We start from the raw sequence: 13,981 nt of genomic DNA, 5'->3' as shown, positions 1-13,981 counted from the left end.
TTTTTTTTTTTGCCGGTTCTTTATACTGGGGCCGGCGGGGAGCTGTGGGTGCTCGATGCCGAGACCGGGGAGGTAATCTGGCACAGCCACCCGCCGGAGTTTTCGGAGGACGACCGGTTTACCTATCTCTCCCCGCTCGGCGTAGGCGAGAACCACATGGTAAACGTCGGCAGCAGGAAAATTTACGGTGTCACCCGGCCGTAGGAGCCGCTGGAACGATCAGTCCGATGCGGCGCGTAGGCAACTGCCCCTGCTTCTCCCACAGACGACAGGGTCCCATGCGCATCCTCGTTGGTAGTGCCTGTCTGTTTCTGTTGTTTGCGACTGTCCCCTGCAACGCACAGCTCCGCCCCAACCCGGGTCCCGCAGATCGTGTGGGGAAGGCCACGTTCGCTCCACAGGGTCCGGCTCCGACTCGCGCTCTTGTGAGAAACCGGTCCAATTTTCTTCCGCTGACCCGTTCTTGCAGATCGGTTTCCACCATTTCAGGCCTCCCGTGCACGAGCGCTGATACCTCACAGAAGACAGATCGAATCATAATCGGCGGCGGCCTGCTCGCCATCGGAACCGGAGGCGTGACCATGGCTGTTATCGGTGGCATTGGTACGTATCACCTGTTTTCGAGTGATGAGGAGCTCTTCCTCCCCCTTGGGGCAGCTCTTGGTGCGCTCGCCGTCGTTGCCGGGGCCTACGGCGTGTGGGCAATTGTGCAGGGCATTCGCATCCTTCGAGGAGCCGATTTGACCATTTTGGATGGGGGGCGTCCCCCGACTCCGCCGCCCCCACCTCTTCCGTCACACGCGCCATCCCAGCCGTCCCTCTTTCAGTTATCGCTCTCCCTCTAACAAGGGAGAGACTCACGCCGCCACCGCAGCGGGCTCCGACGCCGTCGCCTCGAACAGCTCGTCGTAGCCTTCGGCGTGGGTGCGCCAGTCGAGCGGCTCGGGCATCTGGTGAAGCGTGTCGGGGGGGAGGGGCCGCTCCTCGCGTTCCAGAATCGATCGCAGCACCCCGAAAAGATGGTCTTCGTCCTCGTAGAGGATGGGGGCGTGGAGAAGAGGGCGGTGGTGCGTCTCGGGGATCAGCTCCGGGTAGCTGAGGCGATTGGGCAGGACCGGGTGGCAGCCGCAGTAGATAGCCTCCTGAATGGCCTTTCCAAAGAACTCGTGGCGGGCCGTGGAGACGACCACGTCGGCCCGGTGCAGCAGACGGCTGTACGCATCGAAGTCCTCGGCGTAGCCGTAGTGGAGAATGCGACCGGCGTAGCGTTCGAAGGCCCGCTCAAACTCTTCCGGCTGTTCGCGAAAGTGCTCGCCGGCTAGGATGAGCCGAAACGGCACCCCGGCGTCGTTGAGCCGATTCATCATCCGAAAAAAGCCCGATGGGTTCTTGTTGTGCTCCCACCGCTGGGTCCAGAGCACGACGGGCGGGGCCGTGCCGGGAGAGGTGCGGCCCGTGTCCCTGTACTCGTCGTGGGCCGCAAGGTCGATCCCGGGATGAAGCACCGTGCTCTTGTCGCGGATGTCGCGCACGGTGTGCATGTTCGTAAAGTCCGGGAAGTCGCGGAGGAGTTGCGGAAGCGCCTCGATAAACTCGTCGAAGTGCGACTGTGTGTTGAACACGACCCGGTCGGCGGCCAGGGCCGAGAGGTAATTCGTGACGGCGTAGGCCCGCTTCCCCTCTTCACTGGGGGGCACCGGATAGGTGAGTTGGTTTTCGTGGAAGTAGGCGAGGGTCGGCACGTCGTCGAGGCAGGGGCGGGCCAGCGACAACACGGCGGGCAGGTTGACCATGTCCGTCACAAAAAGCAGGTCGGGCCGGAAGCCCTCGTCTACGACCGAACGCACCTTCTGGGCCAAGGTCACGCCCCCGCCTTCCATTCGCCACTGCCAAAACCGCCCCGGCATGGTCACCCGTCGGACATCATGAGTGCTGTGCTCGGCAAGCCCATTCAAAAAGTGGCGGCGAGACCCGCTGTACCAGGGTTCGAGGGCAAGAACGTTCATCGAGAGAATCGACAATCGGAGGGCGAGGAACGGAGGTGGACGGCTACTAATCGTCGAAACGCTCACTCAGCACGGCGTGTGCCGGAGTGCACGATGTGTGCAGAGCCCTCGGAAGAGACGTTGGGGCGAGAACACATCCCTTCGCCGCTCCGACCTCGATTCAAGGCCGGCCGAACAAGGACGGGTTCCTTTACGGCCTCGGATCCGCTCCCCTTGACAAACAGGCTTCGTTGAACTGGATCCGGTTTTGACTACGCTGACGGCCCCGAACATCTCTTCATGTTGACTCCATACACAAGAACCTATACACTGCCAAAGGAGAAGAGAAGCGTCCTGTCAACAGTATTTTTTGAAAATAGCCCCCTTTGGGTTGGTGGAAGCGCCGATCAGAGGGGAGACGCCCGAGATGTTCGAGCGACCGTCTGGTTTCTTGCGGGTTCCTCCGGTTTTGCGTGATTGTGCGCGGGGCCTTCTTGACGTCCTCTATCCGCCGCGGTGCCTCGGGTGTGGGGGGCGGGCGGAGTCGCCGCGGCTTCCGCTCTGCCCAACATGCCTGCGGTCGCTGGAGCGGGCGCCCGAGATGGAGGTGGCCGCCCGGCTCGATCGGCTGCCGGCCGGGAAGGGAGTGTTTGAGGGGGCGTTCGCCCTGTGGATCTTTGACAAAGGGGGAGCCCTACAGGCCGTCCAGCACGCGCTCAAGTACCAAAACCGCCCGCACTACGGGGTTCCGCTGGGGCGACTCATGGGGGAGGCTTTTGCGGAGCGGCATCCCATCCCGGAGGGCGTGGTGCCGGTGCCACTTCACAGGACGCGCCGATTGGAGCGGGGGTATAACCAGAGTGCCACACTTGCAGAAGGGGCGGGCGAGGCACTGGGCTGTTCCGACCGTCCTGATCTTTTGACCCGACCGCACCCCACTCGTTCGCAGACCGGCCTCGACCGAGAGGCGCGCTGGCGCAATGTCCGTGACGCTTTTGCGGCCGACCCGGCGGCGGCCCACGGACACTGGCTGCTGGTCGACGATGTGCTCACGACCGGCTCTACGGCCGTGGCCGCCGGGGAAACGCTGGCTGAGGCTGGGGCCGAGGCCCTCTACCTCATGACGCTCGGACTCGCCCGGCAGTGACGCTGCGCTCCCACCAGACGGATGTCCACGGGTCTCCTGCCCATCTCTTCTGAGGTTAGGACGAGGGACTTGTGGCCTGTCCCTGTAGCTTGTCGGCGTGCTTTTTCCGGAGCTTGGCTACCTTCGGCGAGATGACGGTCTGGCAATAGGGCTGCGACGAGTTCCGCTCGTAGTAGTCCTGGTGCTTGTCCTCGGCCCGGTAAAAGGTGTCGAGGGGCTCCACCTCAGTCACGATTGGATCGCCGAAGACCCCGTCGGCCTCCAAATTTTCGATGAGGCTCTCGGCAGTCTCGCGCTGCTCGTCGTCGTGGTAGAGAATGATGGAGCGGTACTGCGGGCCCACGTCGGCCCCCTCCCGATCCTTGGTGGTCGGGTTGTGAGTGGTAAAGAAAACCTCCAAGAGGTCCTGGTACTCGATCCCCGACGGGTCGTAGGTGAGCTGTACCACCTCGGCGTGGCCGGTGGTGCCGCTGCAGACCTGCCGGTACGAGGGGCTCTGGACGTGGCCCCCGGCGTAGCCGGAGACAATGTCTGTGACGCCGCTCACCTCTTCGTAGACCGCTTCTAAGCACCAGAAGCAGCCGCCCCCGATGGTTGCGTGATTGGAACTTGACACGGGTTCAGAAAGGACTTATGAGAAGAACAGGGCGTCTCCAATGCATGCGGGGGAGTCCTGTTGCCAGGGAGGCAGAGGAAGAAATGTGGATGGCATACTCGTTACGAGCGGGCCCTGGGGATTCACGGATGACTAACACCAGCGGGAAGGCAAAGAGGCCTGTATCCCGTACTTTACGTTTGTCAGCTTGCAGGTGAAAAGTTGTATTGAAGCTGCAACTCTACGACCAACGCCGTTTCACCATTTCTCACACTCCAACACTCTCATAGCTATGGCCCTTGAGCGCACACTAGCCATTCTCAAGCCCGACTGCATCCGCAAGGAAAAGGTTGGCGAGGTTCTTCGTCGCATTCAGGACGCTGGGTTTCAGATCCGCGCGATGAAGATGATCACCATGTCGAAGGCGGAGGCCGAAGGCTTCTACGCGGTGCATGAGGACAAGCCGTTCTTCGACGACCTGACCGACTTCATGTCGGGCGGGCCGTGCGTGCCCGTCGTCCTCGAAAAGGAAGATGCCATCGCGGACTTTCGTGCACTGATCGGGGCCACCGATCCGGACGAGGCCGCGGAGGGAACCATCCGGAGTGACTTTGCCGGATCCATCCAGGAAAACATCGTCCACGGGTCCGATTCCCCGTCGAACGGGCAGAAAGAGACCGGCTACTTCTTTCCCGAACACGAGATCGTCGCCAATACAGCCAATACATGAGTGTCTTGCTGGATCTTCTTCGCGTGTGGGATTGGGGGCGGCGCGGGCTGTTGCTCTTGGGGATGATGGCTGCGATGCTGGTCGGGTGTGCCCCGAAAGAGAAGACGGCACCGGTCCGGGTGGGGGCCGAAGTGCTGGCCCAGAATGACTTTGCGTCCCTGTCCGGCCAGCGAGTGGGGCTGATTGCCAATCACACGACGCGGGTCGACACCGCGCACCTGGCGGATCGGCTTGCGGCGGCCCCCACGGTGGAGCTCGAGGCCATCTTTGCGCCGGAGCACGGGTTTCGGGGAACGGTGGGGGCCGGAAAGGCCGTGGAGGACGACCGTGACTCCCGGACGGGGACCCCGGTCTATAGCCTCTATGGCGACACGCGTCGGCCGACGCCGGAAATGCTCGCGGGCCTCGACGCTCTCGTGTTTGATGTGCAGGGCGTGGGCGCCCGGTTCTACACGTACATCACCACGATGGGCCTGTCGATGCAGGCGGCCGCCGAGGCTGAACTGTCGTTCGTGGTGCTCGACCGCCCAAACCCACTGGGAGGGGCGCACGCGGACGGCTTTGTTCTGGAGCCCGCTTATTCCTCGTTCGTGGGGCGCTATCCAATCCCGATCACATACGGCCTGACGATTGGGGAACTGGCCCGCTACATCCAGGCCGAACAGCTGCTCCCGGGCGTCGGGGCACTCGACTTGTCGGTGGTAGAAATGAAAGGCTGGTCGCGCGACATGCAATGGCCAGACACGGGGCGGGACTGGAGGCCCCCAAGCCCCAATCTGCCGACCTGGGAGACTGCGCTGCTGTACCCAGGAATGTGCTTCTTTGAGGGTGTGCGTGTGAGTGAGGGACGGGGGACGGACGCTCCATTTCGCCAGATTGGCGTGCCGTGGTCGCCGGCGGCGGCACAGCAGGTGGTCGATACGCTCCGCGCTCGCAATCTGGCCGGGGTGGCGGTGGACACGACCGCCTTCACGCCCCGATCCGTCCCCGGAGCCCCGGCGCCTCGGTTCGAGGGAGAACGGCTGCACGGTTTTGAGGTGCGCGTAACGGACCGGCGCGCCGTAGAGCCGGTGAAGGTTGGCCTGCATGCCCTCCATGCCCTCCATCAGCGCGCACAGGCGCGAGGCGACACCGCGTTCGTGAGCCGGCCCGATCATCTTACGCGACTGGCGGGAACCGATCGGTTGTTGACGCAGCTCCGGGGCGGTGCGTCCCCGGAGGCAATCATTGCATCGTGGACGGAGGCGGTGTCGGCCTTCCGCGACCGACGAACTCCCGCTCTGCTCTACGGAGTGGAGAGCGCACGCCGCTAGCTACTGATTCTCCGCCGTGGAGGGCTCGTCGGGCGCCCACAGAAGAGCATAGATGATTTCGGCGTACCCGCCCACGATGAGAAGTGGGGCGACGTACAGAGAAACAAAGCCCTGGTACGCCCCCTCAAGGTACATGGCGGTGAAGCCCACCACGATAAGTGCCACACCGATCAGCAAGAGCACGTAGTTCCAGTTTCCGAAGACAAGCGTCCCGGATTGATCCTGGCGCCGAGAAGGATTGGGCATGGAGCAGAGGGGGCCTAAGTACAGGGCGACACGCCGAGGCAGGGACGAAGGCAGTGCGTTTCAGAAGCCGAAAGGCACCGCTCTTCCAGAAGCAAGAAACCATGGATCATAAAGGAAGGTTCCAGCCGCCGTCCGCGTTTGCGACCTCAACTGCTTGCCGTATATGCATCACCGATGCGTTCTTGTAGTCGGGATTTTGCTCGTGGCGGGGGCTCTGCCGAAACGAGCCGTTGCCCAGCCCCTTCCGGCCCGAATCGATTCGCTGCTGCAAGAGCCCCGTGCTGCCCACGCGTTCTGGGGGATTAGCGTCTACGACCTCGAGGCAGACAGCCTGTTGTACGAACGAAACGAGAACAAAGGATTTCTGCCGGCATCCAACCAGAAACTCTTCACGACGGCGGCGGCGCTCGATTTGCTGGGGCCCGAGCACCGGTACGAGACGACGCTTTCCTTCAACGGAACGACCCAGGACTCGGTGATGCGGGGAGATTTGCGCCTCGTTGGATCTGGAGATCCGACGTTTGGGAGCACGGCCCTGAAGCGCACGGATCCCCTTCGCGAGTGGGCGAATCGGCTGGCCGAGATGGGGGTCCGTCGGATTGAAGGGCGTCTCATCGGAGACGACCAAGAGTTTCTGGATGGCTTTTACCCGGACGGCTGGAGCGTCGGGTACTTGACCCGGCAAAAGGGCCAACAGATCGGCGTCCGTGCCGGGGGGCTGAGCTATCGGGACAACACGGTGCCCGTCACGGTCCGAGCCACGAAGCCAGGGGCCCCGCCCGAGGTGCGCATCCAGCCCGAGGGCGTGCTGTCGGTGCAGAACGAAGCCGTGACGAGCGAGCGGTGGCGGGGAAGCACGTTGTTAATCAATCGCACCTTTTCCACGAACAAGATTGTGCTGACCGGCTCGGTCGCACGGTCCTACGGAGGGGTGCGCAACGTGCCGGTGAGTGATCCGACGGCCTTCACGCTCCGCATCTTTCGGAAGCGTCTTCGGGCTGCCGGCATCGAGACGGACCTGGAACTCGTCGACGCCGATGCACTCGATGGGGGTCGCGAGGAGGGATCCCCCTTGTTTGTATACGTGTCGCCTCCACTGGCCGAGATCGTCACCGAGACCAATAAGCGCAGCAACAACTTTTACGCGGAGCAAATCCTTCGTACATACGGATGGGGCGGATCCATACGGGGAGGCATCCAGCGCACGGAGTCGTTTCTGCGGCGGGCCGGCATCGACACGCGGGCACTCTCCCTCAACGATGGGTCCGGACTGTCCCGCAAAAACCTCGTCACGCCCCGATCCCTCCGGGGGCTCCTTGCCCGCATGGATGCCCATGCGGCGGGGGAGGCCTTTCGGGCGTCGATTGCGCGGGGGGGAGAACGCAACACCACGCTCAGCAGGCGTCTGGGCCAAACGCCCGTACAGGCCAAAACCGGGTCCCTGGCCTTCATCCGAGGGCTGAGCGGATACGCCGAGCGTCCGGACGGGGGAAGTGTGGCGTTTGTCCTGTTCGCCAACAACTACACCGGCCCGTCCTACCAGATTACCCACACAATGGACGACATCGTTCGGCTGTTGACGGCCCCCCCGTCCTGACGGCCCCGCAGGCTCCCCACACGTCGCGTCGGTTGTTTCTTTGGTTGTATGTCGCGTTCTGCCCGTCGACTTCTCGCTGCGATTGGGGTCTTTGGGCTGCAATGGCTCATTGTGGGTCGCCTGCGGATCTACGGAGCGTACCCCGACGCCGTGCTCCTTTTCCTCGGATGGTACGCGCTGCGGGAGGGGCGACGGCGCGGCACGCTGACGGGGGCGGGACTGGGGCTTGCCCTGGACGTGGCCTACGGCACATGGGGCATCCACATGTTCGCCAAGGCCCTGATTGGGTTTTTGGTGGGCCGGTTTGCGGTAGAAGAGCATACGCCCCTCATCATCCGGCCGCAGCAGGCCCTGCTGGGAAGTCTCGTGGTGGCCCTGTTGCACAACGGACTCTTTGTTGCGCTCATTGCACTGCAGACCCAGGCCACAACGGGCTTTTTGCTGTACGGCCTGTGGCTCGGCTCGGCCTGCTACACGGCCGTCGTGGGCGGAATGGGTGCGCTGTTTGCGCGGTGAGGAGCCCTCGTGCCGGTACGAGACAAAGAGACGGAGCGGGGCCGCATCAGGCGGCGACGTCAATCAGGTCGTCGAACGCCGACAGCACGTGCTGGCGAACCGCAGACCGCTCGTCCATCGGCGTGAGGGGCAAGCGCACGTGCGGCTCCATCCAGCCAAGCGCGGCGCAGACATCTTTGATGGGCACCGGGTTCGTCTCCAGGAAGCAGGCCCGCATGGCCGGAAGCAGTTCGGCATGTCGTTCGCGGGCCGTTGCCAGGTCGTCGTTGAGCCCCGCCTCCACGAGCTCACAGAAGTGCTCCGGAAGGGCGTTGCTAATGACAGAGACCGCCCCATCGCCCCCCATGGCAAGAAGGGGCAGTGTCATCTCATCGTCGCCCGAGTAGACGCCAAAGCCGTCCGGTCGGTGGGCCAGAAGGTCGTCGATCTGTTCGATCTCGCCGGAGGCCTCCTTGATCCCGGCCACCTGGGGCACTTCCTCGGCCAGGTGCAGCGCGGTTTCGGGAGCGATGTTGAAGCTCGTGCGACCGGGCACGTTGTAGAGAATAATCGGCGCCTCGGCGGCCGCCGCGATGGTCTGAACGTGGGCCGCGAAGCCCGCCTGGGAGGGCTTGTTGTAGTAGGGCCCCACCACCAGCAGGCCATCGGCCCCGGCGTCCACCGCTGCGTTCGAGAAGGCGACACTTTCGTCGGTGTTGTTCGTGCCGGTGCCAACGACGACGGGCACCCGTCCGTCCGCCGCCTTCAGGGCGGCATCTACGATCCGGCGGCGTTCGTCCTCCGTAATCGTGGGGTTCTCACCGGTGGTGCCCAGTACGACGAGGGCGGAGACGCCGCCCTCAATTTGTGCATCGATCAGGCGGCGGAAGGCGGCTTCGTCGACCGCATCGTCGGGCGTAAAAGGAGTGACGAGAGCGGGGGCGGCGCCGCGGAAGAGCATGTCGTGTGCCATGGAGGAAGAGGATAGGGGGGTGTGTGGAAAGCGAAAAGGGTCAACGGGAGGGGTCGGTCAGCCGTTGAGCCAGTCGTCCAGCACGTCGTCCAGCGTGAAGAGCCCGGTGCGCCCGCTGAGCCATTCTGCGGACCGCAGGACGCCGACGGCGAATCCGCGGCGATTCTTTGCTCGGTGGTGGAGGGCAACGCGGTCGAAGGGGCTGTCGAACCCAATCGTGTGTTCGCCGAACGCAGTGCCGGCGCGGGTGGAGGTGACGTGCACGGCCGACGGATCGATCCGCTGGTGCTGGGCCTCCGGCTCGACCTGGTCCTTGCGGGCGAGCCCGTCCACGATCTGTTCGGCGAGCATCTGGGCCGTCCCGCTGGGGCTGTCCGCCTTCTTCGTGTGGTGCATCTCTTGAACAAACGCATCGTACTCGTCGAGTTCATCCATGAGCCCCGTCACGTGGTCGAGCGTCCGGGACAGCACCGCGACGCCGATCGAAAAGTTCGGGGCGTACAGCACGCTGGCGGTATGCTGGCGGACGAGGGCCTCTACCTCATCAAGCGCGTCGTACCACCCGGTCGTACCCATCACCACCGGCACCTGCCACGTGCAGCAGCGCCGGAGATGCGGAACGGCCAGCTCAGGGAGCGAAAAATCGACGGCGATGTCGGCGTCCTCGATGTCGGAGCGGGAGGCGTCCAGGAAGGGCCGATCAGAATGAAAGCGGGCGACGACCTCATGGGATTCGGCCTCGGCCTCTCTTGCGACGGCTTGTCCCATCTGTCCGGTGCCAACGAGCGCGAGCTTCATGGAGGGACTGAATGATGAACGGATGCGTGAGAGTCTCCAGGCGCCCGTACGTGCCGGCACGCCTTCTTGTTACCCCGCCTTCTCCCCGTGACGCTCCCGTGGCGGGCCCGGACAAATTCGATGAAACGACTTCCAAGCTCCGTCGTCCCGGAACGTGAGAAAAGAGCTGCAGTACAGTGCAATCGCAAATAAAGAAGGCCCACCTGGGGCCATAGCTCAGTCGGTAGAGCGCTTGCATGGCATGCAAGAGGTCCGGGGTTCGAATCCCCGTGGCTCCACTTTTGGGTGTCCCGAGCCGTGACCCTCCCCCCGCCCCGCGGCTCTGGGACACCTTTTTTGTTGCCTGAACGCGTCTTTGCAGGGACGTCCAGTCATCTCTCGGCGCCTGTACGAGTCCAAGGTTGCCTCCTGTCGCGCACTTTGGGGGAACGGGCCCGGCTCGGAACCGAAGAATGTCTTCGGAGGCCCCCCCAAGACGGTTGCGCCCGCCGGGCCGATGGGGGGCTCTTTCCGGAGGCTCGTTCTTACACAGACGCTTGTTGTTACACAGTGCCAGACCGCAGTCTCTTCCTGTTTCGTCGTGACCTCCGACTGGCCGACAACGCCGGGCTGGCTCGGGCGTGTCGTCAATCGGACGAAGTCGTTCCGGCCTTCATCTTTGACCCGCGACAGTGCGACCCCGAACAAAACTCCTTCTTCAGCGAGCACGCGTTTGCGTTCATGATCCGCTCGTTGAAAGAGCTTCGGCGGCGTTTGCGGAAGCGAGGGGGACGGCTTTTTGTTTTTGAGGGCGCCCCCAGCGAGGTTCTTTCCGGGCTCGTCTCTGAGGGAGTCATTTCGGCGGTCCATGTGAACAGAGACTACACGCCGTTCTCGCGGCGCCGGGACGACACGCTGCGCTCGATGTGCCGGACAGAAGGCGCACAGTTTCGGTCGTCGAATGCGCTGCTTCTCACTGAGCCCGAAGAGGTTCAGGCCGATGGGGGCGGGGCGTATCACACCTTCACGCCGTTCCGAAGACACGCGCAGTCTGTCTCTTCCCCGAGGCCAAGAGGCACGATAGACGGGCCGTTCTGTGACGGCTCCCTTCCGGTTGAGACGATTCGTCTGGAGGAGTACGACCGCCATTCCACAGACTCCCTCCGAGCGAAGGGGGGACGGACGGAGGGGATCGCGTTTCTTGAAGAAATCGAGGCGCTCGGCTCCTACCAAGACGCTCGTCACCAGCCGGCGCAGAAGTCGCTCACGGCCCTGTCGGCGCATCACAAGTTCGGCACCATTTCGGTCCGGGAGTCCCTCTACGTTGTGAAGAAGGCATTCGAAGACTATCACAAGTTGATCAGCCAGTTCTACTGGCGGGATTTTTACACGCACCTCCTGTTCCACCGTCCCGAGCAGCTCACCACCTCGCTTCGCCCAATCGGCCGGTACATGCCGTGGCGCAACGAGCGGGGCGAGTTCGACCGGTGGCACGAGGGCACGACGGGCGTGCCCTTTGTCGATGCTGGCATGCGCGAGCTTCGCGACACCGGCTACATGCACAACCGGGCCCGAATGGTCGTGGCCAGCTTTCTCACGAAGGACCTGCTCGTCGACTGGCGCTGGGGCGCACAACATTTCGCGCGGACACTTACCGACTACGACCCCGCCGTGAACGCTGGCAATTGGCAGTGGGCCGCCTCGGTGGGCACCGACTACCGACTCCGCATATACAACCCTTACTCCCAGGCCGAAAAGCACGACCCGGACGCCGAGTACATCAAGCGCTGGGTGCCGGAGCTGCGGGACGTTGAGGTTGGGCGTCTGACCTCCGGCAATCAGGTGGACTTTTCGGGGGCTGCTCCGGGCTACCCGGCACCAATTGTGGATCGGAACGACGCCTATCACCGTGCGAAGGCCGCGTTTGAAGAGGCCGGTCGAGCCTCGGGAAAGTCGCGGTGAGGCTGCGGCTTCCTTCTGAGTGGGACCGACTCTGGCTGGTCGGTAGCCGGTCGATGAACTGCCCTGCTGCCAAACCCACATCCGAAACACGTCGCATGTACTGCACAGGGCGACCATAGAAGAGACCGATTCACCCCACCGGGATGCCTAAGGCGACTGCAGGCCGACCGCGAGGACTAGCGTGAGCATCCCCACCGCCAATATCAAGAAGACAAGGTCCCATCGGATGCTAGCAGACGCACCGCTGGGTCGGTCGGTTGCCGCGTCGTCGCTGGAATGAACGGGGCATCCACTCATGGAGCGGACTGGAATCGTGGGGTGCAGTTTGGAAGGACCGATTCGCCGAGAGAGCGTGGTCGTGGCTCTCTGTCACTAAAGACACGTTGCGGTACCGTCGGGATCCGCAAATGCTCCCGACCATCAGCCGTGCAGCGTCAGCCATGCACCGTTTCGAGCGATGGGCCGGCGGTACGAACCGCCTCGCTCACCCGCCCGGCGTACGTTTCAAAGTTGTCCGCAAACGCCTCTGCCAGTTCGCGGGCACGCCGGTCGTAGGCCTGTGGGTCGTCCCATGTCTGCCGCGGCGTAAGGACCGAATCGGGAACGCCGGGCACCCGTTCTGGAATGGAAAGGCCGAACATGGGATCGGGGGTGCAGGACACGTCCGCCAGGGTGCCGTCCAGGATGGCATTGACCATAGCCCGTGTGTGGTCGAGCTCAACCCGGTGGCCGACGCCGTAGGGGCCGCCCGTCATGCCTGTGTTCACGAGCCAGCAGTCGACGTCGTGTCGCCGAATTTTTTCGCCGAGGAGCTCGGCGTAGACCGACGGATCGCGCACCATGAACGGCTCGCCGAAGCAGGTGCTGAAGGTGGCCCTCGGCTCGCTCACCCCCGCCTCGGTGCCGGCGACCTTGGCCGTATAGCCGCTCAAGAAGTGATACCTCGCCTGCGCAGGGGTAAGCTCGGAGACCGGGGGCAGTACGCCGAACGCGTCGTACGTCAGGAAGAGGATGTGGTCCGGGTGATCCCCCTGCCCGTCCTCGGCGGTGTGGGAGAGGGTCGAGAGGGGATAGGACCCCCGTGTGTTCTGGGTAATCGTATCGTCCGAAAAGTCCGGCTCGCGCGTGTCGGGATCCACAATCACGTTCTCCAAAATCGTCCCGAACTCCTCCGTCGTGCCGTAAATTTCGGGCTCGCTCTCGGGGGTAATGTCGATCATTTTTGCGTAGCAGCCGCCCTCGAAGTTATAGACGCCCCGGTCGCTCCAGCCATGCTCGTCGTCGCCGATGAGCGAGCGGCTCGCGTCGGCCGAGAGGGTGGTCTTGCCGGTGCCGCTGAGCCCAAAGAAGACCGCCGTGCCGCCGTCCTCGCCCTCATTTGCGGAGCAGTGCATGGGCAGTACGCCCTCGTCCGGGAGGAGGTAGTTGAGAACCGAGAAGATCGACTTCTTAATCTCGCCGCCGTAGTGGGTGCCGCCAATCAGGATCAGATTCTGACCCATATCGACAAAGACCGCGGCCTCAGAATTCGTCCCGTCTCGCTCCGGGTCGGCCTCAAACTCGCAGAGGTCGACCACGGTGAAGCCGGGCTCAAACGAGTCGGGCACAGGGCCGTCGGGCCGTACGAACATGTTTCGGGCAAACAGGCTGTGCCATGCCTTTTCGGTGATGATGCGGACGGGGAGGCGATACGATTCGTCCCAGCCAGCGTAGAGGTCCTGCACGAAGAGGTCGCGGCCTTCGGCGTGCTCGGCCATCCGCTCGTGAAGGTGGTTGAAGGTGGAGCGGTCCGTGGGCTGGTTCACGTCCCCCCAGTTGATCTGGTCGGCCACCGATGCGTCCCGGACGATGAAGCGGTCTTTGGGACTACGGCCGGTGTAGGGAGCCGTACGGGTCACGAGGGGTCCGTTTGCGGCAAGCTGTCCCTCGTTGCGGTCGAGGGCCTCCTCGTAGAGACGGGGCCGCCTCAGGTCGTAGTGTATCGTCGCGGGGGCGAGCTGCAGAGAGTGGAGGTGAGACGTTACGCGGCTAGGAATGGACATCGGTGGCATCGAGTTGGTCCGCAAAATCCGTGTGAGGGGCACCTCCCGCGTGGGATGCGGGAGACAAAGTGGCTTTCGGAAGCGCTTCCGGTTTCCTCAATACGTATTCTAATTGTTTC

The 13,981-nt window shown here is 63.5% G+C and carries 13 protein-coding genes, 1 tRNA gene and 1 pseudogene; 9 read left to right on the top strand and 6 right to left on the bottom strand.

Annotated elements, in window-relative coordinates; genetic code table 11:
- A pseudogene (locus B7R93_RS03025) lies at nt 1-204 on the top strand (hypothetical protein); the annotation flags it as partial.
- Between the two features lie 377 nt (nt 205-581).
- Nucleotides 582-845, top strand: a complete 264-nt coding sequence (locus B7R93_RS15130; protein WP_157942165.1) for a hypothetical protein — start codon at nt 582-584, stop codon at nt 843-845.
- 12 nt (nt 846-857) lie between these two features.
- On the opposite strand, the gene B7R93_RS03020 is transcribed toward B7R93_RS15130, so the two are convergent.
- A complete protein-coding gene (locus B7R93_RS03020) occupies nt 858-2,006 on the bottom strand; it encodes a tRNA-queuosine alpha-mannosyltransferase domain-containing protein (RefSeq protein WP_103019365.1) in 1,149 nt (382 codons plus the stop codon).
- A 448-nt stretch (nt 2,007-2,454) separates the two neighbouring features.
- On the opposite strand from B7R93_RS03020, the gene B7R93_RS03015 reads away from it, so the two are divergent.
- Complete coding sequence (locus tag B7R93_RS03015; protein WP_232797947.1) at nt 2,455-3,132, top strand: ComF family protein; 678 nt, start codon at nt 2,455-2,457, stop codon at nt 3,130-3,132.
- Between the two features lie 55 nt (nt 3,133-3,187).
- Here the strand turns inward: B7R93_RS03015 and msrA are convergent, their stop codons facing one another.
- The gene (gene msrA / locus B7R93_RS03010) at nt 3,188-3,748 is read right to left on the bottom strand and encodes a peptide-methionine (S)-S-oxide reductase MsrA (protein WP_103019363.1); all 561 of its coding nucleotides are present in this window, start codon (nt 3,746-3,748) and stop codon (nt 3,188-3,190) included.
- Between the two features lie 271 nt (nt 3,749-4,019).
- Here msrA and ndk point away from each other — a divergent pair, with 271 nt between their 5' ends.
- Nucleotides 4,020-4,457, top strand: a complete 438-nt coding sequence (gene ndk, locus B7R93_RS03005; RefSeq protein ID WP_103019362.1) for a nucleoside-diphosphate kinase — start codon at nt 4,020-4,022, stop codon at nt 4,455-4,457.
- A complete protein-coding gene (locus B7R93_RS03000; RefSeq protein WP_232797946.1) occupies nt 4,454-5,770 on the top strand; it encodes an exo-beta-N-acetylmuramidase NamZ family protein in 1,317 nt (438 codons plus the stop codon). The genes ndk and B7R93_RS03000 overlap by 4 nt, the downstream gene beginning before the upstream one ends.
- Here B7R93_RS03000 and B7R93_RS02995 read toward each other — a convergent pair whose 3' ends face one another.
- Nucleotides 5,771-6,016 carry a DUF3098 domain-containing protein gene (locus tag B7R93_RS02995; RefSeq protein ID WP_157942164.1) on the bottom strand — a complete coding sequence of 82 codons (246 nt, stop codon included), beginning with the start codon at nt 6,014-6,016 and terminating at the stop codon, nt 5,771-5,773.
- Nucleotides 6,017-6,179: 163 nt separating this feature from the next.
- On the opposite strand from B7R93_RS02995, the gene dacB reads away from it, so the two are divergent.
- Both dacB and mreD read left to right on the top strand, forming a co-directional pair.
- The gene (gene dacB, locus B7R93_RS02990) at nt 6,180-7,613 is read left to right on the top strand and encodes a D-alanyl-D-alanine carboxypeptidase/D-alanyl-D-alanine endopeptidase (RefSeq protein WP_103019361.1); all 1,434 of its coding nucleotides are present in this window, start codon (nt 6,180-6,182) and stop codon (nt 7,611-7,613) included.
- Between the two features lie 48 nt (nt 7,614-7,661).
- A complete protein-coding gene (mreD, locus tag B7R93_RS02985; protein WP_103019360.1) occupies nt 7,662-8,129 on the top strand; it encodes a rod shape-determining protein MreD in 468 nt (155 codons plus the stop codon).
- Between the two features lie 46 nt (nt 8,130-8,175).
- On the opposite strand, the gene dapA is transcribed toward mreD, so the two are convergent.
- Nucleotides 8,176-9,081, bottom strand: a complete 906-nt coding sequence (gene dapA / locus B7R93_RS02980; protein WP_103019359.1) for a 4-hydroxy-tetrahydrodipicolinate synthase — start codon at nt 9,079-9,081, stop codon at nt 8,176-8,178.
- A 57-nt stretch (nt 9,082-9,138) separates the two neighbouring features.
- Nucleotides 9,139-9,879 carry a 4-hydroxy-tetrahydrodipicolinate reductase gene (dapB, locus tag B7R93_RS02975; protein WP_103019358.1) on the bottom strand — a complete coding sequence of 247 codons (741 nt, stop codon included), beginning with the start codon at nt 9,877-9,879 and terminating at the stop codon, nt 9,139-9,141.
- 205 nt (nt 9,880-10,084) lie between these two features.
- Here dapB and B7R93_RS02970 point away from each other — a divergent pair.
- Both B7R93_RS02970 and B7R93_RS02965 read left to right on the top strand, forming a co-directional pair.
- A tRNA-Ala gene (locus tag B7R93_RS02970) sits at nt 10,085-10,157 on the top strand.
- Nucleotides 10,158-10,428: 271 nt separating this feature from the next.
- Complete coding sequence (locus tag B7R93_RS02965; protein ID WP_198598563.1) at nt 10,429-11,820, top strand: cryptochrome/photolyase family protein; 1,392 nt, start codon at nt 10,429-10,431, stop codon at nt 11,818-11,820.
- A gap of 434 nt (nt 11,821-12,254) precedes the next feature.
- On the opposite strand, the gene pckA is transcribed toward B7R93_RS02965, so the two are convergent.
- Nucleotides 12,255-13,862 (bottom strand): phosphoenolpyruvate carboxykinase (ATP), encoded by a 1,608-nt coding sequence (pckA, locus tag B7R93_RS02960; RefSeq protein WP_103019356.1) that lies wholly within the window; start codon nt 13,860-13,862, stop codon nt 12,255-12,257.
- Between the last annotated feature and the right edge of the window lie 119 nt (nt 13,863-13,981).

The sequence above is a fragment of the Salinibacter altiplanensis genome (assembly GCF_002894645.1).
Lineage (GTDB): Bacteria > Bacteroidota > Rhodothermia > Rhodothermales > Salinibacteraceae > Salinibacter > Salinibacter altiplanensis.
Note: the sequence above shows the minus strand (reverse complement) of the source record. Positions and strands in the feature narration are given on the sequence as shown.